At 38.7% G+C, this 26,992-nt stretch carries 16 protein-coding genes; 15 read left to right on the forward strand and 1 reads right to left on the reverse strand.

The window, feature by feature from the left end; translation table 11 throughout:
• Positions 1–1,225: 1,225 nt before the first annotated feature.
• From CJ263_RS20520 to CJ263_RS20580, 12 genes are all read left to right on the forward strand, one after another.
• A complete protein-coding gene (locus CJ263_RS20520) occupies positions 1,226–4,339 on the forward strand; it encodes a SusC/RagA family TonB-linked outer membrane protein (protein WP_094998976.1) in 3,114 nt (1,037 codons plus the stop codon).
• Positions 4,340–4,351: 12 nt separating this feature from the next.
• Positions 4,352–6,280: a RagB/SusD family nutrient uptake outer membrane protein gene (locus tag CJ263_RS20525; RefSeq protein ID WP_094998977.1), complete on the forward strand. Its 1,929-nt coding sequence runs from the start codon at positions 4,352–4,354 to the stop codon at positions 6,278–6,280.
• Between the two features lie 684 nt (positions 6,281–6,964).
• Positions 6,965–8,452 (forward strand): vanadium-dependent haloperoxidase, encoded by a 1,488-nt coding sequence (locus tag CJ263_RS20535; RefSeq protein WP_094998979.1) that lies wholly within the window; start codon positions 6,965–6,967, stop codon positions 8,450–8,452.
• A gap of 223 nt (positions 8,453–8,675) precedes the next feature.
• Positions 8,676–9,578 (forward strand): DnaJ C-terminal domain-containing protein, encoded by a 903-nt coding sequence (locus tag CJ263_RS20540; protein WP_094998980.1) that lies wholly within the window; start codon positions 8,676–8,678, stop codon positions 9,576–9,578.
• 6 nt (positions 9,579–9,584) lie between these two features.
• Entirely contained in the window at positions 9,585–9,878 is a 294-nt protein-coding gene (locus CJ263_RS20545; protein ID WP_094998981.1) for a chaperone modulator CbpM, read from the forward strand.
• A gap of 250 nt (positions 9,879–10,128) precedes the next feature.
• Entirely contained in the window at positions 10,129–11,577 is a 1,449-nt protein-coding gene (locus tag CJ263_RS20550; RefSeq protein ID WP_094998982.1) for a BLUF domain-containing protein, read from the forward strand.
• Positions 11,578–11,734: 157 nt separating this feature from the next.
• Positions 11,735–14,569: an excinuclease ABC subunit UvrA gene (gene uvrA, locus CJ263_RS20555; protein WP_094998983.1), complete on the forward strand. Its 2,835-nt coding sequence runs from the start codon at positions 11,735–11,737 to the stop codon at positions 14,567–14,569.
• A gap of 9 nt (positions 14,570–14,578) precedes the next feature.
• Positions 14,579–15,265 (forward strand): LOG family protein, encoded by a 687-nt coding sequence (locus tag CJ263_RS20560; RefSeq protein ID WP_094998984.1) that lies wholly within the window; start codon positions 14,579–14,581, stop codon positions 15,263–15,265.
• 20 nt (positions 15,266–15,285) lie between these two features.
• Positions 15,286–18,123: a gluzincin family metallopeptidase gene (locus tag CJ263_RS20565; RefSeq protein WP_233726872.1), complete on the forward strand. Its 2,838-nt coding sequence runs from the start codon at positions 15,286–15,288 to the stop codon at positions 18,121–18,123.
• A gap of 154 nt (positions 18,124–18,277) precedes the next feature.
• Entirely contained in the window at positions 18,278–20,692 is a 2,415-nt protein-coding gene (locus CJ263_RS20570) for an alpha-ketoacid dehydrogenase subunit alpha/beta (RefSeq protein WP_094998986.1), read from the forward strand.
• A 150-nt stretch (positions 20,693–20,842) separates the two neighbouring features.
• Positions 20,843–22,960, forward strand: coding sequence for an aminotransferase class III-fold pyridoxal phosphate-dependent enzyme (locus CJ263_RS20575; RefSeq protein WP_229702373.1), 2,118 nt, complete (start codon positions 20,843–20,845; stop codon positions 22,958–22,960).
• A gap of 194 nt (positions 22,961–23,154) precedes the next feature.
• Entirely contained in the window at positions 23,155–23,517 is a 363-nt protein-coding gene (locus CJ263_RS20580; RefSeq protein ID WP_094998987.1) for a DoxX family protein, read from the forward strand.
• Here CJ263_RS20580 and holA read toward each other — a convergent pair whose 3' ends face one another.
• Positions 23,518–24,519 carry a DNA polymerase III subunit delta gene (gene holA, locus CJ263_RS20585; protein ID WP_094998988.1) on the reverse strand — a complete coding sequence of 334 codons (1,002 nt, stop codon included), beginning with the start codon at positions 24,517–24,519 and terminating at the stop codon, positions 23,518–23,520.
• Positions 24,520–24,545: 26 nt separating this feature from the next.
• Between holA and CJ263_RS20590 the strand changes: the two genes are divergently transcribed.
• From CJ263_RS20590 to CJ263_RS20600, 3 genes are all read left to right on the forward strand, one after another.
• The gene (locus tag CJ263_RS20590) at positions 24,546–24,992 is read left to right on the forward strand and encodes a type I restriction enzyme HsdR N-terminal domain-containing protein (RefSeq protein ID WP_094999331.1); all 447 of its coding nucleotides are present in this window, start codon (positions 24,546–24,548) and stop codon (positions 24,990–24,992) included.
• A gap of 12 nt (positions 24,993–25,004) precedes the next feature.
• Positions 25,005–26,009, forward strand: a complete 1,005-nt coding sequence (locus CJ263_RS20595) for a glycosyltransferase family 2 protein (RefSeq protein ID WP_094998989.1) — start codon at positions 25,005–25,007, stop codon at positions 26,007–26,009.
• Positions 26,010–26,102: 93 nt separating this feature from the next.
• The gene (locus tag CJ263_RS20600) at positions 26,103–26,966 is read left to right on the forward strand and encodes an OmpA family protein (protein ID WP_094998990.1); all 864 of its coding nucleotides are present in this window, start codon (positions 26,103–26,105) and stop codon (positions 26,964–26,966) included.
• The last annotated feature ends 26 nt before the right edge of the window (positions 26,967–26,992 follow it).

Consider the following 26,992-nt stretch of genomic DNA (forward strand, 5'->3'; position numbering starts at 1 on the left):
TTTGAACTTTTAAACAAAAAAAGCTATTTCGCAACCCATTGTATCCCAAATTTAAACAGCAGACCCTTCTGCTTATTACTTCAATTGGGAAATATACATTAAGCCATCCCATGATATAGATGAAGGTGTAGCCTTTGATTATTTCGATAGTCATTTTTGCAATTGAAGATTATCATTTGTTTTACATGTACGAGGTACATACAGAGGCCGTGAACCATGGGATTCCATTACATGTTGACAATGTCCCTTGGGCTGCCAAACAGATGTGTACAATAAATGCAATAAAAAGAGTTTTTTAATAGATTACGAGGTCCTTGAAGGCGAAGACGACACTTACTCTATGTATTTTGGTGGTTAATGGGGTGGACAGATACAACGATGGAGAATTGGTAAATTCAATAGTTAAAACCGGAAGGCCCTACAGCTCATATACCGGGTAATAATGAAATAGCCCTTAAGCCAAAGATTGTGAAAATGATTTAAAATCTTATCGAATTTTCGGAAGAACCTAAAGACGTCCTTATATAGGAGGAAAACTGAAATCCTTTGTCAGCAGTTGATTACAAAAGTAGGTTTCTTCAAGCTGCTTGGTTACATGAAAACAATGACAAATATTATTTCTCTTATTCAACAGGTGACATACATTGAATTTGTTATGTAATCGGTGATAAATCCTATGGACCATTTACCTATTGGGAAATATTTTGGAACTGGTTGTTGAGTAGATAACCCGTCATTCCGTTTGGAAGATCAATAATTAATAGTATTAATTCTATCGTGACTCTAGTTTGTCGAAGGGCGTCACCCAATTGCGGTCTATAAAAATGCACGAAATTATTAATGACGAAAATGATTTAATTAAACTCTTTACTCCATATAAGGCTTAAAATCAGATTTTTAAAATTCACAATATACAATGCACTAAGAGAATATATAAAGCTTTGTTCCTTGGATTGAAGTTATAATTATATCATTTTAAGAAATAGTTATGATTTTTTTTGCGAAATCTTCACAATCGGTTGTTTTTAATAAATGTATTATTTACATTTGTTAATATACCACATATTCAAGATAATATAGAACAGATATACAATGGACTAAAATTCGTTTACAAACAACAGCTTTCAAGACCATAGGGCTGCCATTGGATACAAAGAATATGCATTAGGGAATATTAATAACTCAATTATATGAAAATTAAATTTCAAACTTTAAACTCAATTTTATGACGAACTTTCTATTCAATCAAGGTAGAAACTTAAGATGGTGGGGTCTTTTTGTTCTGGCGATGTTGTTATCATCGGGACTAAATGCCCAAACATCAGTTTCTGGTACGGTATCAGATGATGGCGGACCAATACCGGGCGTAAACGTTATCCTTAAGGGAACTACAAAGGGCACATCAACTGATTTCGACGGAAACTTTTCCATCGATGCACCTTCAAACGGAGTTTTGGTTTTTAGCTATTTAGGTTACAAATCACAAGAAGTGTCCATAAATGGGCAAAGCCAAATTAACATAGTTATGGAAGAGGACTTACAATCCTTGAGCGAGGTGGTAGTAATTGGCTACGGTACACAAAACAAAGAGTCCGTAACGGGTTCCGTTGTGTCCATTAAGGGTGATGAACTAAACAAGGTTCAAGCGGCGAACTTTCAAGAAGCTTTACAAGGTCGTGCACCCGGTGTTAACATTACCACTACGGATACAAGGCCTGGTAGTGACAATACACAAATTAGAATACGGGGTGCAAGGTCTTTAACGGGAAGTAATGATCCACTCATAGTATTAAACGGAATACCGTTTGCAGGAGGTTTTAATGATATAAATGTTAATGACATTGAAAGTCTGGAAATACTTAAAGATGCTTCCGCAACCGCTATTTACGGTTCCAGAGGTGCCAACGGTGTTGTTTTGATTACTACAAAAACGGGGAAAAAAGGTCAAAAGGCGGAGTTTACATACAACACCTATTATATGACCAAAGAGGTTTTCGCCAAATTTCCTATGATGAACTCCGAGCAATTTAATGCTTTAAGACAGGCAACTGGCCTATTTAATAATGGTGACCCGTTGAATGCTACTGGAGTTGATGAAGATCCAAGTGTTAACACGGATTGGCAGGATTTACTATATGGTTCCGGTTTGCAAACGACCCATGACATTGGTGTGTCCGGTGGTAGTGAAAATGGTACGTATAGCATTGGTGGTTCCTACCTGAAGGACACTTCGGTTTTACCTATAGAATCTTTTCAAAGATATTCGCTCCGTGCCCAGGTGGACCAGCAAATTGGTGCTTTCAGATTTGGTCTGAATTCCGTTATGAATTATAGTTTGACCAACGGTGCCGGTCCGGGATTGTACAATACCTTGGCTGCAACACCTATTTTGGACCCCTACAATCCAGATGGCTCCATTAAAAGAGTGGTTAGCATGCCTCAGGATGATATTTGGACGCCTACCAGAAGTACATTTGGCGCTATAGGAAAAGGTAGGGTAAATCTCCAGAAAGATTTTGGTTCCTATAATAACTTATATGGTGAAGTAGAAATACCTGGTGTCGAAGGTCTAAAATATAGGCTTAATCTCGGTCTTAATTTTAGAACAAGTAGAGATGGTGATTTTACAGGACAAGGAGTTGCAAACGTGAATGATGTAGCACCAAACGTTGCCGGAGTAAGTAGCAGCCAAACCACTGATTACGTAATTGAGAATCTTTTGACGTATGATAGAACATTTGCGAATAAACATCAGGTAAATATCGTTGGTTTGTTTTCTGCCCAGAACACTAAATATGATGACACCAACTTAAGGGTCAGGAATTTGGCCAATGAGCAATTCCTTTATTATGATTTAAGTGCTGCCCTTGTAGAGGATATAACGGGCTACGGCGGTCAATATCAAGAAAACAGTCTTATTTCCTATATGGGTAGGGCCATGTATCAATATGATAACCGATACCTGCTTACAGCTACAGTACGATCGGACGGATCCTCAAGACTGGGGCCTGGAAATAAGTTTTATACGTATCCCGCTGTTTCCCTAGGGTGGAATATAGCAAATGAAGCCTTTATGGATAATGTAGAGTGGGTCAATTTGTTAAAGCTACGTGCCGGTTATGGCGAAACTTCCAACCAAGCAATTGACAATTATGCAACGCTGGGTAGACTGGGGGTAAGGGAGTATAATTTCAACGATGTTTTTGCCGTAGGGTATTTTGTTGAGGAGTTACCCAATGCAACTTTAGGTTGGGAATTTTCGGAAACCTATAATTATGGTTTGGATTTTGGTCTATTTAACAATCGTTTATCCGGTTCGGTAGAATATTATACCACGGAAACCAATGACGTTTTATATCGCGTAGGGCTGCCTGCATCTTCTGGTGTGGACTCATATGTCGGCAACATTGGTTCTACTTCCAATAAGGGTTTTGAAGTTGCCTTAAATGCTGCAATCATTGACAACCCAGACGGATTCAGTTGGGACTTTGGAGTGAACTTTTATACCAATAGAAACGAAATAACTTCTTTGGCTAGTGGGGAAGACCGCAACGAAGGAAATCTTTGGTTTGTAGGTTCTCCAATCAATGTAATTTACGACTTTAAGAATATAGGATTATGGAACGAAACCGATGAGGATTTCCAATACTTACAGACATTGGAACCTGGAGGAAATGTGGGAATGATTAAGGTAGAATACACAGGCGAATTTAATCCTGACGGTTCTCCGGTTAGGGAAATAAATGCAGAGGATAGACAAATTATTGATCCTCAACCTGATTTTCAAGGAGGTTTCAATACGCGTTTGGCCTATAAAAATCTAGATTTGAATATTGTAGGTGCTTTTAGAAGTGGGGGAATCGCAGTAAGTACCTTATATTCTTCCAATGGATATTTGAACTTATTGACGGGTAGAAGAAATAACATTGATGTTGATTATTGGACTCCTACCAATACCGATGCCAAATATCCTGCACCTGGTGGGGCACAAGAAGGGGATGGACCAAGATACGGATCAACCATGGGCTATTTTGATGGATCTTATTTAAAAATACGCGCTATGACCCTAGGCTATAACTTTGACCAAAAATTGGTCAATGATTTGGGTATGTCCAATTTAAGATTATATGCTACTGTACAGAATCCTTTTGTACTTTTCTCTCCTTTTCATAAGGAATCCGGTATGGATCCAGAAACAAACTCAGGAGTAGATAGCAATGGTAACCGTCAAAATTCTGCAACGGGCACGAATGGTACTATTTCTCAAGGAATCGCAACAATCGGAGCGAATGCACCTACCACGCGCAATTTTATGGTTGGATTGAATTTAACATTTTAAAAGAAATTGATTATGAAAAAACTTAAAACAAGGCTAATCGTTACTGGGATATTATCAGTAGCATTGTTTCTAGCTTCTTGTACCAAGGAAATTTTGGAAGAGGAACCAAGGAGTGTCTTTACTCCTGATTTTTTCTCTACAGAGCTTGGGGTACAGGGAGGAATAACGGCACTATACGGACATCTACGTTTTCTCTACGGTGCATGGAACTTCTATAATTCCACGGAAACCGGAACCGATGAATATACTTGGGCTCAAAGTGCAGATGGAAACTTTAAGGACATGGACTTATCCGGCGTAGGTTCCATTACCTCACAAAATGCACCATCTGCTGGACCTTGGTTTAGCTGTTTTGGCGCTATCAACACGGCAAGCGGAATCATTGAGAATGCCGAAGCTGTTGGCATTAACGAATCACTAGTTTCGGAGGCAAGATTTTTTAGGGCGTTCGATTACTTTCTTTTGGTTCAAACCTATGGAGGTGTACCTTTGGATTTGGGCGCTGGGGAATTAAAGTTTAATACTTCAACTAACAGAAGTTCTGTACGTAACACTGTTCCAGAGGTGTATACCAAAGCCATTTTTCCTGACCTATTGACCGCAATCGAGAATTTACCTGAAACACCAAGACTTCCAGGTACAGTAACGAAAAATGTTGCCCGTTTATACTTATCAAAAGCCTATTTAACATATGCTTGGTGGTTACAAAATCCGAACGGTATACCAACATATCCCGAGGCACCGAGAACGGACCCGGATGGTCGTGATGCCTCTTATTATTTCCAACAAGCCTACGATATTGCAGCATCAGCAATTGATAATCCAGGGCCTTACACACTCTTAGAACATTTCTACGACGTACATTGGGCACCCAACGATAGACATGCGGAAATGCTTTTATATGCGGACCATACAGAGGAAAGTGCTATTTATAATGGTGCGGATCTTGGATGGGGTATCTCAGGTGCAGAAGATAATGCCTCTGTTTGGATGGTTACTTGGAACTATACCAATATTAGAAGTTCTGGAGCCAGTACCGTACAAAGGGAAGCAGCCCAAACCTACGGACGTCCTTGGACCAGAATGGCACCCACAATCAATGTGCTTGAAGAAACTTTTGAAGAAAAAGATTTGGATTCTCGATACGATGGTACCTTTGCTACTACTTATCGTGGAAATTGGGACAAAGCAGGCGATGACACCCCTAGTTATCCAAATGCCAATGACTTACCTGTTGAGCCGGGCGACGCTATCCTGAGTTTCTTGGACGAAAACAATCCGGCTGTCGTGTATCCAGATGGTGCCGGTGAAAGCAACGTTGGAGCTGGAGTACTTCCAGGAAGGGCCGATTTTGTTATCGAACCTGGTGCAGTTAGCAGAATCGTATATCCAGGTTTGTGGAAATTGGGAACCTATAGAACAGATAACGACGGAGGCCTTGGCTCACCAAATGCCGGTCTCACACGCCCATTTCCAATTGCAAAATTCTCTGAGTTTTATTTTATTGCTGCCGAGGCTGCTGTTAAAGGGGCCGCAACTCAAAGTGGCAAGAGTGCTAGGGATTTGATGAACGTAATTAGGTCCAGAGCCGGAAAATGGCGTTTCGACAATGGTGAACAGGAAGAAAGGATAGAGGATAATAGTGATGCACTTGTAGCACAAACACCTGCTACTATTGACATCAACTTTATATTGGCGGAACGTTCAAGGGAGTACTTTGGAGAAGGTTACCGTTGGTATGATTTAGTTCGTACCCAAAAATGGGAAGAGCTGGCAGGAAGCTATAGGATAGCCGGACCTAATTACGGTGAACACACACCGCAAACGGTTGAAAGAACTATTGAGCCTTATCATTATTTACGTCCTATTCCGCAAGGTCAATTAGACTCGATGGAAGGATCTGATGAGGTAAAATCTACTTACCAAAATCCTGGTTATTAGATTAAAATAAGTTGTTTGAGTTAGTTAGTTTCATTAAACACTGCCAGGATTCAAAACCCATGGCAGTGTTTTTTTTTGTAAAATCTAGTAGACCATATGGGAATTCTTGAGGTGAATAGGAAAAATATTTCAAGAAACCTATTGGCTTCGGTTACGGCTAATATTCATGAATAAAAAGTATCACTCAACAATGTGCCAAACCCAAGTGCTCCTATACCTTAGACGATGCCCAAATACTGTGCAAGTCAAATACAAAAAATTTGTAAATTTGAAATAGCAAAAGCATCTTTAAAATAATATGTCCAGGCTTGTTTCTAAAAATTTTCTAAATGTTTCCATAGTATTCTTTTTGGTTAAACATATATCTGATAAATGAAAAACTAGTGATTGGCATAGTCGAAAATTCAAATTTTACTCAAATTGAGGTACGAATTGAACTACCTAAAACTTTACTGAAAATTTCGGAAAAGGGTTTAAATCTGGTTTCTCGGTTCGGATTTGATTCGCTCCCAAAAGAACTGAAAAGTTATTCTTTTATTCTTTATTGCCATATGAACCCCTTTAAAACGAAAAGCATTTCCGAGTAGGTTGGTGCAATGCTATCCAAGCTCTCAAAATCACCCAAACAAATTATGCAACCGATCTAAAAAATACTAATACTTTTAACCATAAATCTTGAATTCAATGTTTCTAAAAATCAAAAGAATAACAAGGAACAAAACGTATCTAATTCTTCTAATTGTATTTTCTTTCCTTGGATGTAAAAATGCTAATAAGGCTGACAGACCAGAAACCAAGGAACCCACGGGAACGGAAAATGTTGCCTACAAATGGGGGAAAATGGCACTTAAGGCAACCGCGAACGACACCGAGCGTTTCAAACCTAGACCTACGATTACTTCAAGATATTTAGGGTTGATATTCGTGTCAGTCTTTGATGCGTGGTCAAGATACGATGAAAAGGCAACGCCCGTTTATCTTGAAAATGTTGAAAGAAGGCCTGCAGACGAACAAACATTAAGAAACAAGGAAATAGCCATTAGCTATGCCGCGTTAAGGGCAATGAACGAGTATTATTTTTCGGACAAGGAAATGTTCGAGGATTTTATGGTTGAAATGGGCTTAGATCCTAATGATGAAAGTCTAGACCCAAATACACCTATTGGAATTGGCAACCTTGCGGCAAAGGCTGTAATTGAAGCAAGGAAAGGAGATGGTTCCAATCAATATGGCGAAGAAGAGGGGTCTAATGGAAAAGCTTATTACAATTATGTAGGTTATGAACCCATCAATTCAGCAGACAAAAGTGTGGACCCAAATCGTTGGCAGCCAAAATATTTTTCAGATGGAAAAGGTGGAACTTATGCTCCAGAATGTCTTACTCCCTATTGGGACAAGGTAACTCCCGTTTCCTTGACATCAGGAGATCAATTTAGACCGGGACCACCACCTATGATTGGTTCAAAGCAATTAGAGGAAGAAGTTAAAGAGGTGATTGAGTTACAGGCAAATCTAACGGACTATCAAAAAGCTCTAGTGGAATTTATGCGCGATGGGCCTCAGTCAGTACAACAGGCAGGCCACTGGCTAAAATTTGCGCAGGATGTTTCAGAAAGGGACAACCATACCCTAGATCAAGACGTGAAAATGTATTTTTATAATCAAGTTGTTGCCATGGACGCCTTCATTGCTTCATGGGATTCCAAAATGTTCTATGATTATGCTAGACCATATGCATTGGTTCATGAATATTATGACGACCAGAAAATAAAAGCATGGGGAGGCGAAGGAAAGGGCATGATAGAGATGAATGGTGGACAATGGAGACCGTATTCCCCTGAAACATTTCTGTGCCCTCCATTCCCCAGTTATGTATCAGGTCATAGCACAATAAGTGGAGGATGTGCCGAAGCTTTGAGATTATGGACAGGAAACGATGAATTTGGTTCCACTGCCGAACTCGTTGCAGGTGCAATGACGGAACCGGATTATATGGGCGATACCATTTTACTGGATTTCCCTACTTTCACTGAAACAGCCGAAATGGCTGGAATTTCCAGAGTTTTGGGTGGATATCATATTCAATCGGATAACATTGCCGGATTAAAACTGGGAAGGGACGTAGCGCAGGAAGCCTGGAAATTCTATAAGACACATGTAGGAGAGGAATGATAATCCACCTTTTGGTAAAGCAAAACTATTCCGTTGAATTCTTGAGTTTTTAGTGTTCAACTAAGGAGTCAGCTATGAGTCGTTAACTTTAATACTCACCATTTCGTAGCAACAATAAGTACTATGTTCTTTGTGTACTTCACTTAAAAATGATATGGTTAGAGTTAGTTAAATAGAAGGCTTTTAAGTAATTTCAGCCAAAACTTCTGGAAGATATAGAACAATGGATTTTATAGATTATTATAAAGTTTTAGGAATTGACAAATCTGCGACCGAAAAGGAAATAAAGTCGGCCTATAGAAAACTGGCTAGAAAACATCATCCAGATTTAAACCCTAATAATACCGAAGCCGAAGAAAAATTTAAAAAAATCAATGAGGCCCACGAGGTTTTAAGTGATCCCGAGAAAAGAAAAAAATACGACCAATACGGAAAAGATTGGCAACATGCGGAGGAGTTTGAGAAAACTAAATCCCAAAGGCAAAGCAGACCATCAGGTGGAGGTTACAATGAATATACCTACTCAAGTGGGCAAGACGGGGATTTTTCAGATTTCTTTGAATCTATGTTTGGAGGCGGAGGTAGATTTGAAAGACAACAGGGCAGGGCAAAGTTCAGGGGGCAAGATTTTAATGCAGAACTTCGACTAAACCTTTCGGAAGTCAAGGAGACGCATAAGAGAACCCTAACGGTAAACGGAAAGAATATAAGAATAACCATACCCGCGGGTATAGAAGACGGACAAACGATCAAAATAAAAGGGTATGGCGGTGAAGGCGTTAACGGAGGACCCCATGGTGACCTATACATCACCTTTTCTATTTTAAACGATACTTCCTTTAAAAGGGAAGGTGCCAATCTTTATAAAACCATTGAAATTCCTTTGACCACGGCGGTATTGGGAGGAGAAATTGTAGTAGAAACCCTAACGGGAAAAGTAAAATTAAATGTAAAACCTGGCACACAAAATGGCACTACGGTTAAACTCAAGGGCAAAGGATTTCCTGTATATAAAAAAGATGGATTTGGAGATTTATATATCACCTATAGCCCTAAAATACCCACAAAAATTACGGAAAAGCAAAAAAGCCTTTTCATGGAACTGGAAAAAACCGATCTCAAATAAGAAATCATGGAACAATCCACCTACATATCTATCGAAGAATTTTGTACTCATTACAACATAGACGTTTCGTTGGTGCATCAACTTGAGGAGTTTGAGTTACTTTCAATTGAAATAACGGATGAAAAGGAGGTCATAAGAACAACCGAACTCCCAAAACTGGAAAAAATGGTACGCCTCAATCAAGAATTGGAAATTAATCCCCAGGGACTGCAGGCCATCCATCATCTACTGGAGCAGATTACCCACTTACAAGAAGAAGTATTGTCTTTGCGAAGGAGGCTCAATAGGTTTGAAAATTAATACTTGGTTTACATCCAGCATCTGAACACTTTTTCTATTCAATTTTAAAATTCTTTAACGCAATCGGGATTTTTTTGGTAAATCATCGTTATGCATTCTTAACCTTGCGTATATGGGATTGCGCTAAACTAAAAGGGTGTAAATCCCCGCTAAGTTAACTATATCAGTACTTAAGACTTATTAAACAGAAAAATATTAAAAAATAATTTTATTTTTAGGTCTTTACTTAACAGTACTTTTTGACACTAACATGCTCTATATAAATTTTGAACATCCTTTCGATCAATTAAGAAAATTGGCCTTAAGCTTGAATGCAGATTTCAAGGAATTCCAAGATTCTGCAATATTGACCCTTAATAATGATTTGGGCAAGGGCCATGTAACCACATACAATGTTTTGGAAGGCCTCAATGTAAGAATCTATGATATAACCTTCAATGAGGAATTTAAGCTAACCAAAATGGAGCAGGACCCCTCCATAATCTATTTTCTGTATTGTATTAAAGGGCATTTTTTTCACAAATTTGAAAATCAAGAAGATTACACTAAAATTTACCCCAGACAAAATGTAATATATTCAAGTGCCCCAAAATCCCCTAATATTGTCACCTTTCCGGCAAATGTTCATTTAAGGCTAAGTGCTATTTTCGTAAAGAGTGTGACAAAACCTTCCAACTCCAAAAGAAGGACAATTTTGGAATCTGCACTGGATGATATTACTTCTTTTATTCAAAAAGATAACCCCTTTAGTTATTATGGCGAGATCAGTCCAGTGACATCCAAATATGCCAAGATATTGATTGATAATAATCGTACGGATGCCGTTGGAAAACTTTTGGTGGAGGGAGCGGTAATAAATACCCTTGCTTCACAAGTAGAGCACCATGATGCTGCCAAAGAAGAGGCCCAAATAGGGTTTCCTCTAACCAATAGCGAAATTCTGAAGATATCCGAGGTTGCTGAATATATTGCAGAAAATATAGATCAATCCCTTAATATAGACCATCTATCCAAAACTTTTGGGTTATCGCCAAAAAAACTTCAAGCCGGTTTTAGGCATCTATTTGGGGAAAGCCTAGGTAATTTCATAACACATTTACGCCTGGAAAAGGGAAAAGAACTATTGCAGCATACGGATTTAAATATATCTGAAGTTTGTTATAAAATTGGGTTTTCCAGTAGAAGCTATTTCTCAAAGACATTTTCAGAAAGGTTTGGACTTTTGCCCAGTAAATTTAAAAACTCACTTTCCTCGGATGATTTAGTATATGAACTGACCTATAAATCTACCATGTCCGATGGTATTCAACTTTCCGATATCGAGGATATTATTGAGGAGGCAGAACCAAGAAATCAAGAACACAACATTACGGGCTGCCTTGTTTGTCAAAATAACAATTTCTTTCAATTGTTGGAAGGGCCTAAATCCAATGTGCTGTATATCTATGAAAAAATTAAAAAAGACCCAAGGCACTATGATCTGGAAATTCTTACCCGTAAAATAAATTCCAATCGCTTTTTTCCACAGTGGAGCATGGCCTTGCTTTCCGAAAAGGACGAATTGAAGGACACCTTTAAGGACAGGGCAGTAGATTTAAATTTGGATACGGAGAGTATTCTGCAAGGTGACAATTTACATATAAGTAGCACGGTCTTTTGGAGAAGGGTCCTAAATATGATAAAGGCTTCAAAAGCCTAAATAGATAGCATTTGGATAAAGCTAACCCATAAGTTTGTCATTAGGGATTTTTCAATTTTACCCAATTAGGACATCGAGTCACATTAATCCAAATATAAGGGAAGGCAGGTACTTGTTTCGAGATCAAAATCGTAATTTTGCACCTTTGCCAAATGCTATGATCAATTACGAAGAAAATATTGAGGTAAAAGGAGCGCGCGTCCATAATCTGAAAAATATAGATGTAACTATTCCAAGGGAGAAACTTGTCGTGATAACGGGTCTTTCCGGTAGTGGTAAATCATCCTTGGCCTTTGACACGATTTATGCCGAAGGACAGCGTAGATACATAGAGACATTTTCCGCGTATGCCCGTCAGTTTTTGGGTGGATTGGAAAGACCGGATGTAGATAAAATAGATGGATTATCCCCTGTAATTGCCATAGAACAAAAGACTACCTCAAAATCTCCTAGATCTACCGTTGGTACCATCACGGAAGTTTACGATTTCCTTAGATTGCTTTTTGCCCGTGCGGCCGATGCGCATAGCTATAATACAGGAGAAAAAATGGTAAGCTACAGTGATGAACAAATCAGGAATTTGATTATCGATACTTATAAGGATAAGAAAATTAATGTTCTGGCTCCGATTATAAAATCGAGAAAAGGACATTACAGGGAACTGTTCGAGCAAATTGCCAAGCAGGGATTCGTAAAGGTTCGGGTAGATGGTGAGATAAGGGACATTGTCAAGGGCATGAAGGTCGATCGATACAAGACCCATGATATTGAAATAGTTATTGACAGACTAAAAGTTCAGGAAAGCGAGGAGTTGCATAAGCGACTGGCAGAAACCATCAATACTGCCATGTATAGCGGTGATAATGTTTTGATGGTACTTGAGGAAGGTTCTGATGTTCCAAGATATTTTAGTAGAGACCTTATGTGCCCAACCACAGGTATCTCCTACCCCACCCCGGAACCTAATACATTTTCCTTTAACTCCCCAAAGGGAATGTGCCCCAATTGTAGCGGTTTGGGCCATGTTTATGAAGTCAATGAGGACAAAATATTCCCCAACAAAAAACTCTCCATAAAAAACGGAGGTATAGCGCCATTGGGGGATTATAAGAAATCATGGGCTTTTAAACAGATTGAGACCATCGCACAGCGATATGGATTTGAGCTCACGGACCCAATCAATAAATTACCAACAGAGGCCATTGAAATTCTCCTGAACGGGGGAAATGAAAGTTTTGAGGTAGATTCCAAATCATTGGGCGTAAAAAGAACATATAAAATTGATTACGAAGGAATTTCCAATTTTATCAAAAGCCAGTATGACCAAGCGGAATCAACATCCATAAAGCGATGGGCCAGGGAATACATGGATAAAATAAAATGTCCCTCCTGTGAAGGAACCCGTCTCAAAAAGGAATCACTATATTTTAAAATTGATGACAGGAATATTGCAGAATTGGCCAATATGGATATTGCCGAGTTGGCCAATTTTTTTGAAGGTCTTGAAAAGACCCTCGAAGGGAACCAATTGAAGATTGCGGAGGAGATCATCAAGGAAATTCGCACCAGAATTCGCTTTCTTTTAGATGTAGGCCTGGATTACCTTTCCCTGAACCGTAGCTCAAAATCATTATCTGGCGGTGAGGCACAAAGAATCCGCTTAGCGACCCAGATAGGCTCTCAATTGGTAGGTGTACTTTACATTTTGGACGAACCTAGCATCGGCTTGCACCAAAGGGACAATTCCCGTCTTATTAAGTCCTTGGAGTCCTTGAGGGACATTGGTAACTCCGTTATTGTTGTGGAGCATGATAGGGACATGATCGAGCGTGCAGACCACGTTATTGATATAGGACCAAAGGCAGGTAAGCATGGAGGGGAAATAATTTCCCAGGGAACGCCAGAAGACCTTAAAAATCATCATACACTTACTGCGGACTACATTACCGGAGTAAAAGAAATAAAAGTTCCTAAAAAGCGGAGAACGGGAAATGGTAAAAAGATAGTTCTTTCTGGTTGCACAGGAAATAATTTAAAAAATATTAAGGTTGAATTTCCATTAGGGAAAATGATAGGGGTTACTGGAGTATCCGGAAGTGGTAAATCCACCTTAATCAACGAAACCCTCTATCCTATCATGAACGCCCATTATTTCAATGGTGTTAAAAAACCAATGCCTTATAAAAAAATTACGGGCCTTGAGCATATAGATAAGGTAATCGACATCAACCAATCTCCAATTGGCAGAACACCGCGCTCCAATCCGGCCACCTACACTGGGGTATTCAGTGAGATTCGGTCGTTGTTCACCAAAACTCCCGAAGCGTCCATACGAGGCTATAAACCGGGTAGATTCAGTTTTAATGTGAAAGGAGGAAGATGCGAAACTTGCCAAGGTGGAGGGTTAAGGGTAATTGAAATGAATTTTCTGCCTGATGTCTATGTAGAATGTGAAACCTGTAATGGTAAGCGATTTAATAGGGAAACACTAGAGATACGATACAAGGGTAAATCCATTTCCGATGTATTGGAAATGACCATCAACGAGGCAGTGGATTTTTTTGAGGCCATACCCAAAATACATAGAAAGCTAAAAACCATTCAAAATGTGGGATTGGGGTATATTTCCTTGGGTCAGCAATCAACAACACTTTCTGGTGGTGAAGCACAAAGAATTAAATTGGCCACTGAACTATCCAAAAGGGATACGGGAAATACCTTTTATATTTTGGACGAACCAACAACAGGTTTGCATTTTGAGGATATAAGGGTACTTATGGAAGTATTGAACAAGCTGGTGAATAAAGGGAATACGGTTTTGGTTATTGAACATAACTTGGATGTAATAAAAATGGTAGACCACGTTATTGATATAGGATATGAAGGTGGTCGATCAGGTGGCAAGTTGATTGCTACCGGAACCCCGGAAGAAATTTGTGAGGTTGAAGACAGTTATACGGCAGAGTTTTTGAGAAAAGAATTAAAAATATAAAGGATACAAATGAGAAACGAAAAACACCACAAAGGGTGGAACGAAATTAAGACAAACGATTCTTGGGCCCTTTTTAAAATCATGGGCGAATTTGTGAACGGATTCGAAAAAATGAGCAAAATAGGCCCATGTGTTTCCATTTTTGGTTCTGCAAGGACCAAGGAAGGCAATAAATACTATGAGCTTGCCGTAAATGTCTCCAAAAAAATAGCGGAAGCTGGTTATGGCGTAATTACCGGAGGTGGGCCAGGTATTATGGAAGCTGGTAACAGAGGCGCAAATTTGGCAGGGGGCACTTCTGTGGGCCTCAATATAGAACTTCCTTTTGAGCAGCATGACAATCCTTATATCGATGAGGACAAAAGCTTGGATTTTGACTATTTCTTTGTAAGAAAAGTCATGTTTGTGAAGTATTCCCAGGGGTTTGTAGTCATGCCGGGTGGATTCGGAACCTTGGATGAATTGTTTGAAGCTATCACACTGATACAAACCAATAAAATTGGTAAATTCCCTATCATCCTTGTAGGTAGCGACTTTTGGAACGGTTTATTTGATTGGGTTAAAAACACAATGCTATCCTTTGGCAACATTAGCTCAGAAGATTTAGATCTGATTAAAATAGTGGATACCGAAAATGAGGTAGTGGAAATAATAGATGCATTCTATAAAGGCCATACCTTAAGTCCTAATTTTTAAAATTCAAATTGAAAGGTCACTTGCAGTTTAAGAAGTCACTCCTTGCCTTACTATATTTGTTGGTGAGCTGGGGAGGATTGGCCCAATACGAAACCAATCTTACTGTAAGACTAAATGATTTTACCAAGGAATTGGACATAAAGCAAGAGTTCAATTACTACAACGACTCCAACTATAACCTTGGGATTATCTATTTTAACGATTGGGCGCATGCCTATTCGAATAAAAACACGGGGCTGGCCAAAAGATTCGCCCAAGAATTCAAGAAAAGCCTTCATTTGGCAAAAAAAAATGAGCGAGGTTACACGACCATAATAAGTGCAGTCGATGGACAGTATGAAGGTTTGGAATGGGAACGTACACAGGATGATGACATCATAAAATTTCGGTTGAACAAGCCTCTATTACCAAGAAAAACGGTCAAGCTTATTATTACTTACAAGGTCAAGCTTCCACCAAATAAATACACGGACTACGGTTACGACAACAAGGGCAATTATTACCTAAAGGATTGGTATCTTACTCCGGCCGTCTACGATGGAAAGTGGCATCTCTATTCAAATAAGAATTTAGAAGATCTCTATACCAATATCACTAAAACTTCGATTGACTTCACCTACCCCAAAGGCCTATTTTTAAGTTCCAACTTTAAGGAAAATAAAAAAACGGAAACGAGTAGCAGCCAGCAAGTGGAGTTAATTGCTGAGAATCAAAAAAGTGCTGAAATAATCTTAAGTGTTCAAAATCTTTTTACCACACATATTACTCCACATATGAAGGTGGTGACTGATATTTCTGCACCAAGATATGACCCTATTGCCCAAGGAATTTCAATTAACAGAATTACCGATTATATCGAAAGGAATTTAGGTGAGTATCCGCACGACAAATTATTGGTCAGTGAAATGGACTACAATAAAAATCCGCTGTACGGTATAAATCAATTGCCTTCATTCATTCGCCCTTATGAACAACAGTTTCAATTTGAAATGAAATTCTTGAAAACGGCCTTAAACAGTATCCTTAGGGAAACCATGTTTTTGGACCCTAGAAAAGAACAATGGCTGAACAGTGCTATTGCCAATTACCTTATGATAGGCTATGTTGAGGAGTTTTATCCCAATCAAAAATTGTTGGGAAATTTATCACGTATTTGGGGGTTAAGAAGTTTTAATCTGGCAAAAATGGGTTTTAATGAACAGTATCCTTTTTTGTACAATTTAACCGCTAGGAAAAATTTAGATCAGGCACTTACCACACCAAACGATTCCTTGATAAAATTTAACCAAAAAATCGCCAATAAGTACAAGGCTGGTCTAGGTTTGGCCTATTTAGCCGATTATATTGGAAAGGAAAAGGTGGATGAGAGTATTAAGACTTTTTTCAAATATTACCAGCTAAACAAAGTTAAGGTTCTGGATTTTGAGTCCATTCTTAAACGTTCCACGGAAAAGGACATAAATTGGTTTTTCAGTGAATATGTATCAACGGATCGTAAGATAGACTTTAAGATAAAAAAAGTGGATAAAACCGAAGATTCCCTAAAGGTTACCATAAAAAATAAGGAAGGAACCAATGTACCCATAAGTATGTTCGGACTTAAAAATGATTCCTTGGTTTCAAAATATTGGTTTAAGGATATTAAAACCTTGGAAACATTTACGGTGCCCAACAATCAAGAAGATCGATTGGTCCTAAATTATGATCAAATCATACCGGAATTCAACCAAAGGGATAACTGGAAGTCCCTTAAAGGCTTCTTGTCCAGTAACAAAAAATTGAAGTTCTCATTTTTCAAGGATTCCGAAAACCCCTATTATAATCAGGTTTTCTATGTGCCGGTTTTAAATTTTAATATATACGACGGATGGGTTCCCGGAATGAGACTTTATAACAAAACTTTGTTGGAGCGCCCCTTCGTTTATGACTTTGCCCCCTCCTATTCCTTCAGGGAAAAAGCATTCGTTGGCTATGGAAAATTTACCTACCGTAAATATTTGAGCAAAAGTGGTCTTTACGTGGCCAATTATTCACTAGGAGGCTCAACATCCCACTTTAATGTAAATTCCAGATATTCATCAATTACCCCTGCTTTAAGCTTTGGATGGCGCCCGGAGAACTTAATTTCCAACAAAAGGCAGGTATTGTCTTTTAGGTTTGTAAATATTTTAAGGGATTTTGATGAAAGCCTTAGTGATTTGGCCAACGATCCGGAAAATCCCGACTATAGTGTATTCAATGCAAGATATCTCAACAGGGACAATAATATTCTAGATTATAAATCGTGGTTTTTGGACTTTCAATTGGCTGGAAAATTCAGTAAACTTTCTTTTGAATACGAATACAGAAAATTGTTCGAAAATAATAGGCAGTTTAATTTTAGATTCTTTGCCGGTAAATTTTTGAGTAATAATACCGATTCCAATTTTTTTAGTTTTGCGCTGGACCGTCCAACTGACTATCTGTTTGACTATGGTTATTTGGGTCGTTCAGAAGATAGTGGCATATATAGCCAGCAAATTATTATAGCAGAAGGAGGGTTCAAATCCTTTTTGGATGAACGCTACAGATTTTCTGATAATTGGATGGCCACCGTTAACACAAGCTTCAACCTTTGGAAGTGGATAGAATTGTATGGCGATGCCGGTTTGGTGAAAAATAACGGGTTTAAAGAAAAATTTGTTTACGACTCTGGCGTACGGCTAAATTTAGTTACCGATTATTTTGAACTTTATTTCCCATTGTATTCCAATAATGGGTGGGAAATTTCACAACCGGATTATGGGGAAAAGATACGTTTCATCATTACGGTAAGTCCAAAAACACTGACTGGGTTGTTTACGAGAAAATGGTTTTGATTTAAATTTTTTCAATTTACACTCCAATAAGGCCAATTATTCTGTGAATTTCACAAAATAATAGATTTTAAATAACATTTTCGCAACAGATAAAGCATGGACCGGATTGCTAAAACGATTTCTATTCGGTACTTTTGTGAAAATTTGAAAAAACATGAAAGTTTCTTCCAAGACTAGCAATGATATATCATTTGAGGATTTTAAAGAACAAATACTTAGTGACTATAAAATTGCATTTTTAAGTAGAACCTGTAGTCTGCTTGGAAGAAAAGAGGTGCTTACCGGTAAGGCCAAGTTTGGAATTTTTGGTGACGGAAAGGAACTACCTCAATTGGCCATGGCCAAATCCTTTCAAAACGGTGATTTTAGAAGTGGATATTACAGGGACCAGACCTTTATGATGGCCATAGGCCATTTAAAACCTAAAGACTTTTTCCACGGCCTGTATGCCACCACGAATATAGAAAAGGAGCCCATGAGCGCTGGTAGGCAAATGGGCGGACATTTTGTGACCTATAGTCTAAATGAGGACGGTAGCTGGAAGAATTTGACCGAACAAAAAAACAGTAGTTCCGATATTTCATGTACTGCGGGTCAAATGCCACGATTATTGGGCTTGGCACAGGCTTCAAAGGTGTATCGGGAATTAAAGGATTTGGATAGTTCCAAATTTTCAGACAACGGAAACGAAGTCGCTTGGGGAACAATTGGAAACGCAAGTACCAGCGAGGGAATGTTCTGGGAAACCATTAATGCTGCGGGAGTCCTTCAGGTTCCCATGGTTTTAAGTATTTGGGATGATGAATACGGAATTTCGGTTCCTGCAAAATACCATACCACCAAAGAAGATATTTCAAAAGTCCTATCGGGTTTTCAAAGGGATGAAAACAACCCGGGAATTGAAATTCTCAAAGTAAAGGGATGGGATTACACGGCACTTATGCATACCTATGAAAATGCCGCCGATATTGCCAGACAAGAACATGTACCCGTAGTAATCCACGTTACCGAACTGACCCAGCCACAAGGACATTCTACCTCTGGCTCTCACGAACGCTATAAAGATGATGAACGCTTGGCATGGGAAAGGGATAATGATTGCAATAAAAGGTTCAGGGAGTGGATATTGGAATCCGGGATTGCCAGGGAAGAAGAGCTGGCCAATATTGAAAAGCAAATAAAGAGAACTGTAAGGGAAGCCAAAAAGGAAGCCTGGACGGAATACCTTGAGGAACACCTCTCGCTGAAAAAAACTTTAGTACAACTCATCAATGAAGCGGCAAACGTTAGTTCAAATAAAAATTTCCTGGCAAAGATTAAAAACGACCTGATTGCAACCGATGAGCCCGTAAAAAAGGATTTGGCTGTGGCAGCTCGCAAGGCATTACGTTACCTTGTGGGGGAAAGTTCGAAGGAACGGGAGGATTTGGCGAATTGGTTGAATAAATTTCTTTCTGAATCCCAACCAAAGTTTAGTTCCCACCTGTATAGTGAGAATGACAATCGGGCTACCAAAATAAAGGCCATCCCACCAAAATATGATTCTGAAAAAACTGAAAAAGTAGATGGGCGCGTACTTCTACGGGACAATTTCGATAAACTATTTGAACGATATCCCAATGCCCTCGTTTTTGGGGAAGATACTGGTGCCATCGGCGATGTAAACCAAGGTTTGGAGGGTTTACAAGCAAAATATGGCAACACCAGAATTGCGGATACCGGAATACGGGAAACCACCATTGTAGGCCAAGGAATTGGCATGGCGTTAAGAGGGTTACGACCTATCGCGGAAATTCAATATCTAGATTACATATTCTATACCTTGGCCACCCTTACAGATGACTTGGCCAGTCTTCTTTACCGAACGTACGGCAAACAAAAGGCACCATTGATTATAAGGACCCGTGGACATCGTTTAGAAGGAATATGGCACTCCGGCTCAGAAATGGGCGGACTTATTCATGTTCTTAGGGGAATCTATATCTTGGCTCCAAGAAATATGACCCAGGCGGCAGGTTTTTATAATACCCTAATGAAAAGTGATGAACCTGCCTTGATTATTGAAAGTTTAAATGGGTATCGCTTAAAGGAAGATAAACCAAACAACCTTGGGGAATTCTGTACGCCCATTGGTGTCGTGGAAAAAGTAAAGGAGGGAACGGATATCACCTTAGTGTCCTACGGATCTACACTGCGCATTGTGGAACAGGCCGCAAAAGAGCTGTTGGAAGTAGGTATTGATGCCGAAGTTATCGATGCCCAGACCTTGCTACCTTTTGATATACACGGCGATACCGTAAAAAGCCTTCAAAAGACAAATCGCCTTTTGGTAATCGATGAAGATGTGCCGGGAGGATGTTCGGCGTATTTGCTTACAGAAATCATTGAAAAGCAGGGTGGGTATAAATATTTGGATAGTGCCCCACAAACCCTTACCGCACAAGCACATAGACCTGCGTATGGCACAGATGGGGATTATTTCTCAAAACCCAATGTTGAGGATGTTTTCGAAAAGGCATATGCAATTATGAATGAGGCTAATCCTTCGGACTATCCTCGCCTTAGATAGCCGTATCCTTTTTATCCAAATCCTTTCACTTCTCATTAACCATATCATCGATTTTTACTGACGCACTAATTCATCGGCGTACTCTAAAATCGATTTATAAATTATTATCTTGTTTTCAAAATTCGCAGGCGAAAATCGATAGTATTCAGAATGGGAAAGCAACCTAAATCAATCCTAAAAATACTTCAAACACATTTTGATGTTTCCAACCCTACTATACAGGAAATGGAAGGGTATGAAAGTAACAATTACAGGATTGAGACGCCATCCAACCGTTTTGTCTTAAAAGTATATGGTGCAAATAGGGAAAACCGAACTATCATCGAAGGAGAAATTGAGGTTTTGGAGCAATTAAAAACCATTGTGGCTTATGATTTTCCCGTTCCGGTTAGAACGAAGAACCATAAACCTTGGGTTGAGGAAAATGGCCATATTTATAGAGTATTATCTTATGTAGAGGGCACTTTTCTCGGGCATGTTGATCGCTCCAAAAATTTGGCATACGACCTTGGTGTTTTTCTTGGCCGTATGGATAAGGTCACAATGCCGCTGTACGAAGCTCCGGTGTATGCCAAACAAACGCAATGGGATATTAGGCAATTGTCCAAAAACAAAAAGTATATAAAATATATTCCAGATTCAAAAGACCGGAGTTTGGTTGAATATTTTCTTTTACAATTCAAGGAACAGATAATTCCATTCGAAGAAGAATTAAGAAAGGGAATTATCCATAATGACGGGAATGAGTGGAACGTGCTAACCCGTAAGGATTCTATCTCCGGAATCATAGACTTTGGGGATATGTGCCATACTTGGCTTATCAATGAATTGGCAGTTGCACTTACCTATTTTATGATGGAAAAGGAGAAGCCTTTGGACTATGCCATTGAGATGATAAAAGGCTACCATAGCATAATTCCTTTGCAAGTGTTAGAATTGGATATCCTATATTACCTTGTTGCAGCAAGGCTTTGTATAAGTGTATGTAATTCGGCCTATTCGAAAAAACAAAATCCCGACTCTACATATATCACAATAAGCGAAAAACCTGCCTGGAACCTACTTTACAAATGGTTGACCATTAGCCCCATAAAAGCAAGAGACACGTTTAGAAAAGCTGCAGGTTTTCAACCTAACATAAAAAAACCCTTGAAGGAGCAGCTAGAGCTTCGTGGTAAATATATAAGCAAATCGCTATCCCTGAGTTATGACAAACCGATACAGATGGAGCGCTCTGCATTTCAATATATGTACGATCAAAAGGGAAATACTTATTTGGATGCCTATAATAATATTATGTTGGTCGGTCACTGCCATCCAAAAGTGGTAGAAGCTGGTCAGCGAACCATGTCCAAATTAAATACCAATACACGCTATATATACCCCGAATTATTATCGTACAGTGAAAAACTCCTTTCCAAATTCCCATCACAATTAAAAAAAGTTTTTTTCGTAAACTCCGGAAGTGCCGCTAGTGATTTGGCCATAAGATTGGCCCAGAACCACACAAAAAAGAACAAGATTATGGTCATGGAGCATGGATACCATGGCAATACCAGAATGGGAATCGATATTAGTCATTATAAATATGACCATAAGGGAGGACCTGGAAAAAGGGACTACATCATCCAGGCGCCCATGCCCAAAGTATTTGGCTCAGAATTTTCTTCAGAGGAAGAGGCATGTCGGTTTTATGTTGATAAAGCCCTTGAGGAAATTCAAAAAAACAAAAATCACATAAGTAGTTTTATTAGTGAACCCATCATTGGCTGCGGTGGACAGGTACCCTTACCCAAAAGGTATTTAAAACATATATATCCTGCTATTAGAGATCAGGGAGGAGTTTGTATCAGTGATGAAGTTCAAGTTGGCTTTGGCAGATTGGGCGACTTTTTCTGGGGATATGAAATGTACGATGTTGTTCCCGATATCGTGATTATTGGCAAACCCATGGGCAATGGACATCCAATTGGTGCAGTAATAACAACGGATGAGATTGCCCAAAGTTTTGAAAACGGACTTGAGTTCTTTAGTTCTTTTGGAGGAAATCCCGTTTCCTGTGCCATAGGCGAAGCCGTTTTGGATGTAATCCAAGAGGAGCAATTGGACAAAAAAGCAAAAGAAACGGGAGGTTATCTTAAAAAAAGACTTGTTGAACTAGGAAATCGGTATCCGGAAATTGGAGATGTACGTGGGGAAGGATTGTTTTTAGGGGTAGAAATTGTGGACAAAAAAAACAGCCGGATACCAATAGGGCACATCAGCTAAAAAATGGACTAAGACAAAAATTCATTCTCGTAAGTACAGATGGCCCTTATGATAACGTACTCAAAATAAAACCCCCTTTATATTTCAACATGAATGATTGCGATACTTTATTGCACCATTTAGAAATTCTTTTGCAAGAACAATAAAATCTATACATTTATAGAAATTTAACGAATAACCAAAAAAATCCCCCGATGAAAGATATAGGTCTCGCCTTCTTTAGAATTGTTACTTCTGCCATGATGTTGACTCATGGGTATGGTAAATTTCAAAGAATGATTTCAGGTAATTTCGAATTCGGTGACCCTATTGGTATTGGTGAAGCACCATCGCTTTTCCTTGCCGTTATCGGCGAATTTATATGTCCTTTACTTATTATAGTAGGATTTAAAACAAGATTTGCCGCGATTCCTACGGCAATTACTATGGCAGTGGCGGCTTTTATAGCCCATGCTGCCGATCCATTTGGAGATAAGGAAATAGCACTATTGTATCTGGTCGCATTTATTACCATTGCCTTATTAGGCCCTGGAAAGTTCAGTATCGATAAAAAATAACTAAAGAATTTTATATAATAGTTCCTTTAGAAGGTCTTTTTGGTCCAAACTTGCCGCATTCACTCCTTTTCCTTTAAGGTCCAATTCCCTTAAACTGCCTATAATTTGACTGACTCTTTTCATAGGAAAGTTTTTTGCCGCTATTTGATATTCCCCTACAAAATATGGGTTTATCTTTAGGACGCTAGCCACATTCTTTGGTGAGTGATCATTAAGACCATGATATTGCAGTAACTGGGAAAAAAAGCTATGTAACAAAGTTATGGTAAGAATAAATGGATTGTCCTTAGGGTTTTGGGCAAAGTAGTTCACAATCTTGGTAGCCTTAAGAATATTTCGTTCCCCAATGGCCTTCTTCAGCTCAAAATTATTATAGTCCTTACTAATTCCAATATGCTCTTCTATATCCTCAGGCGTTACTTCTTTTTTCTCCGGAAGTGCCAATTTCAACTTTTCCAGCTCATTGTTGATGCGTCCCAAATCGGTTCCTAAATATTCTACCAACATAATGGCCGCCTTGTGGGATATGGAATAACCATTTTGTACTAGCGTTCTCCTTAACCATTCAGAAACCTGGTTTTCATAAAGCTTATTACTTTCAAAAACGACCCCGTTCTTCTTTATGCTCTTGTACAGTGCCTTTCTTTTGTCCAGTTTTTTATACTTGTAACAGAATACCAAAACCGTGGTTGGTTGTGGGTTCTCGGAATAAGAATGTAGGTTTTCAATGGTTCTGGATAGATGTTGTGCTTCCTTTACAATAATAACTTGTCGGTCGGCCATCATAGGAAAACGTTTTGCATGGCTTACAATTTCATCAATGGAAACATCTTTGCCATATAAAACCATTTGATTAAACCCTTTCTCCTCTTCAGTGAGTACCTTATCCGCTATATATGAAGAAATCTTATCTATAAAAAATGCCTCTTCCCCAAAAAGAAAATAGATAGGCTTTATGTTTCCCTTCTTTATTTCATTGACTATTTGTAGCGCTTCGTCCATTGGAAAAAAATCATCAAATTTGTAACATGCAGCCCCTTAACTTTCCGAGGTACACCTTTAGGTTCAAAAATAGTCAAAATACAGCCCTGATTTTTGACATGGTTCGCAAAAAGTTTGTGGTATTGACTCCAGAGGAATGGGTAAGACAGCATGTGCTAAAGTTTCTGGTCCAAGAAAAAAAATATCCGTTAAGTCATATCAATGTAGAAAAGCAACTTGTCTACAACGGTTTGAAAAAACGTTACGATGTAGTGGTTTTTAATCCGGACGGAAGTATTCATTTATTGGTAGAATGTAAGGCACCCCACGTTTCCATTGCCCAAAAAACCTTTGATCAAATAGCGCAATACAATTTTAACCTTAATGCCACCTATTTATTGCTCACCAATGGATTGGAACACTATACTTGCCAAATGCTTTTCAAAGAGGAAAAATATAAGTTTTTAAAGGAGATTCCTGAATTTAGCCGTTAATTTGCAAGCGTTTTGAAGATAGCCATTGTCATACTCAATTGGAATGGAGAGGTACTCCTTGAGCGCTACCTTCCTTCGGTAATTAAATTTTCCGAAGGACTTGCAGATATTTATGTTGCCGACAATGCTTCCACGGATGACTCCATACCATTTATAAAAAAGCATTACCCCAAAATCAAATGCATACAAAATTCCACAAACGGTGGATTTGCAAAAGGGTATAACGATGCGCTACGGTTTGTGAACGCCGATATTTTCTGCCTTTTAAATTCAGATGTAGAGGTAACTGAAGGTTGGTTGGACCCAGTTATTGATTTTTTTTCGGAGCATCTGGATGCGGCTATCGTGCAACCTAAAATATTGGACCTGTTAAAAAAGGACCATTTTGAATATGCCGGGGCTGCCGGAGGTTTTATAGACCAATTAGGTTATCCATTTTGTAGGGGAAGGATTTTCCAAAGTTTGGAAAAGGATCAAGGACAATATGATGATATCCAGGAAATCTTTTGGGCCACTGGCGCCTGTATGTTCGTGCGTTCAAAAGTATTTTGGGAATTAGGTGGTTTTGACCCCGATTATTTTGCACATCAGGAAGAAGTAGATTTTTGTTGGAGGGCCAAAAACCATGGATATAAGGTTTTTTATATAGGAACTTCCAGGGTATATCATCTAGGTGGTTCTACTTTAAGCAACATGAATCCAAAAAAGACGTATCTTAATTTTAGGAATTCCCTATTTTCCATTACCAAAAACCTTCCCAGAAGAAAGGCTTTTATCATAATTTTTATTAGATTGCTCTTGGATGGTATTGCGGCACTGCGATTCGTATTACAATTTAGAATGAAGCACTGCTGGGCCATATTAAGGGCACATTTGAGCTTTTACAGACAATTTGGACGTATGTATGGAAAGCGGGAAAAAGCTAATTTTATTATAAAATACTATATTGTAAAATCCATAGTATGGTCTTATTTCGTAAATGGAATAAAGAATTTTAACATTTTAGTAAAAGATTAACGAAGAACCCCCATAAGCGAATGTCAAAAACTATAATTTTGACTGCGTTTATTAAAACGAGTAAATAACAAACATTAATAGAGTTAAACAATTATGAAAAAAATCATTTTAGGCTGTCTTGGAGTAACGCTACTATTATCCTCCTGTGTTTCACAGAAGAAATATGCTGATCTTGAGGCGAAACAGAAAGAGACACAAGATTTATTGAATTCGGCCACTGTAAAGTTGAACGATTGTTTGGAAGAAAAGGCTACGGCTTCATCTAGGCTTCAAACTTTGGAAGATCAAAATGCATTCCTAAAAGCCAACAATCAAGAATTGATCAACAACATGGGCAACCTTACCACATTGACCACCAAAGGTGCCGAGAACTTGGAAAAATCTTTGGAAAGCCTTAAGGAAAAAGATTTAACCATTCGCAAATTGAACGATGCAATTACCAGAAGAGACTCAGTAAACCTTTCTTTGGTTCAGAGCTTAAAAGGTGTTTTAGGCAATTTGGACGATGAAGATATTGAAATCAGCGTAGAGAAAGGTGTTGTTTTTGTATCCATTTCCGACAAGTTATTGTTTAGCAGCGGAAGCTATAACGTAACCAACAGAGCTAAAGAAGTTCTTGGAAAGGTAGCTAAGGTTGTAAACAACAAGCCTGATTTTGAGTTTATGGTAGAAGGTCACACAGACGACGTCCCTTACACTGCCGGTAGACCTGTGTTATTGGATAACTGGGATTTAAGTGTAAAGCGAGCAACAGCAGTTGTTAGAATTTTACAAAACGATTTTGGTGTTGATCCTAAGCGTATGACCGCTGCTGGTAGATCAGAATATGTACCTGTATCTCAAACAGAAAAATCCAAAAATAGAAGAACTAGAATTGTTGTTCTTCCAAAAATCGATCAGTTTTATAGTATGATCGAAGAAGGAATGAAAGATCCTGCCATTGGTGGAGGAAAATAATTTTCTTTATATAACATTAAATAAAA

Source organism: Maribacter cobaltidurans (genome assembly GCF_002269385.1).
Lineage (GTDB): Bacteria > Bacteroidota > Bacteroidia > Flavobacteriales > Flavobacteriaceae > Maribacter > Maribacter cobaltidurans.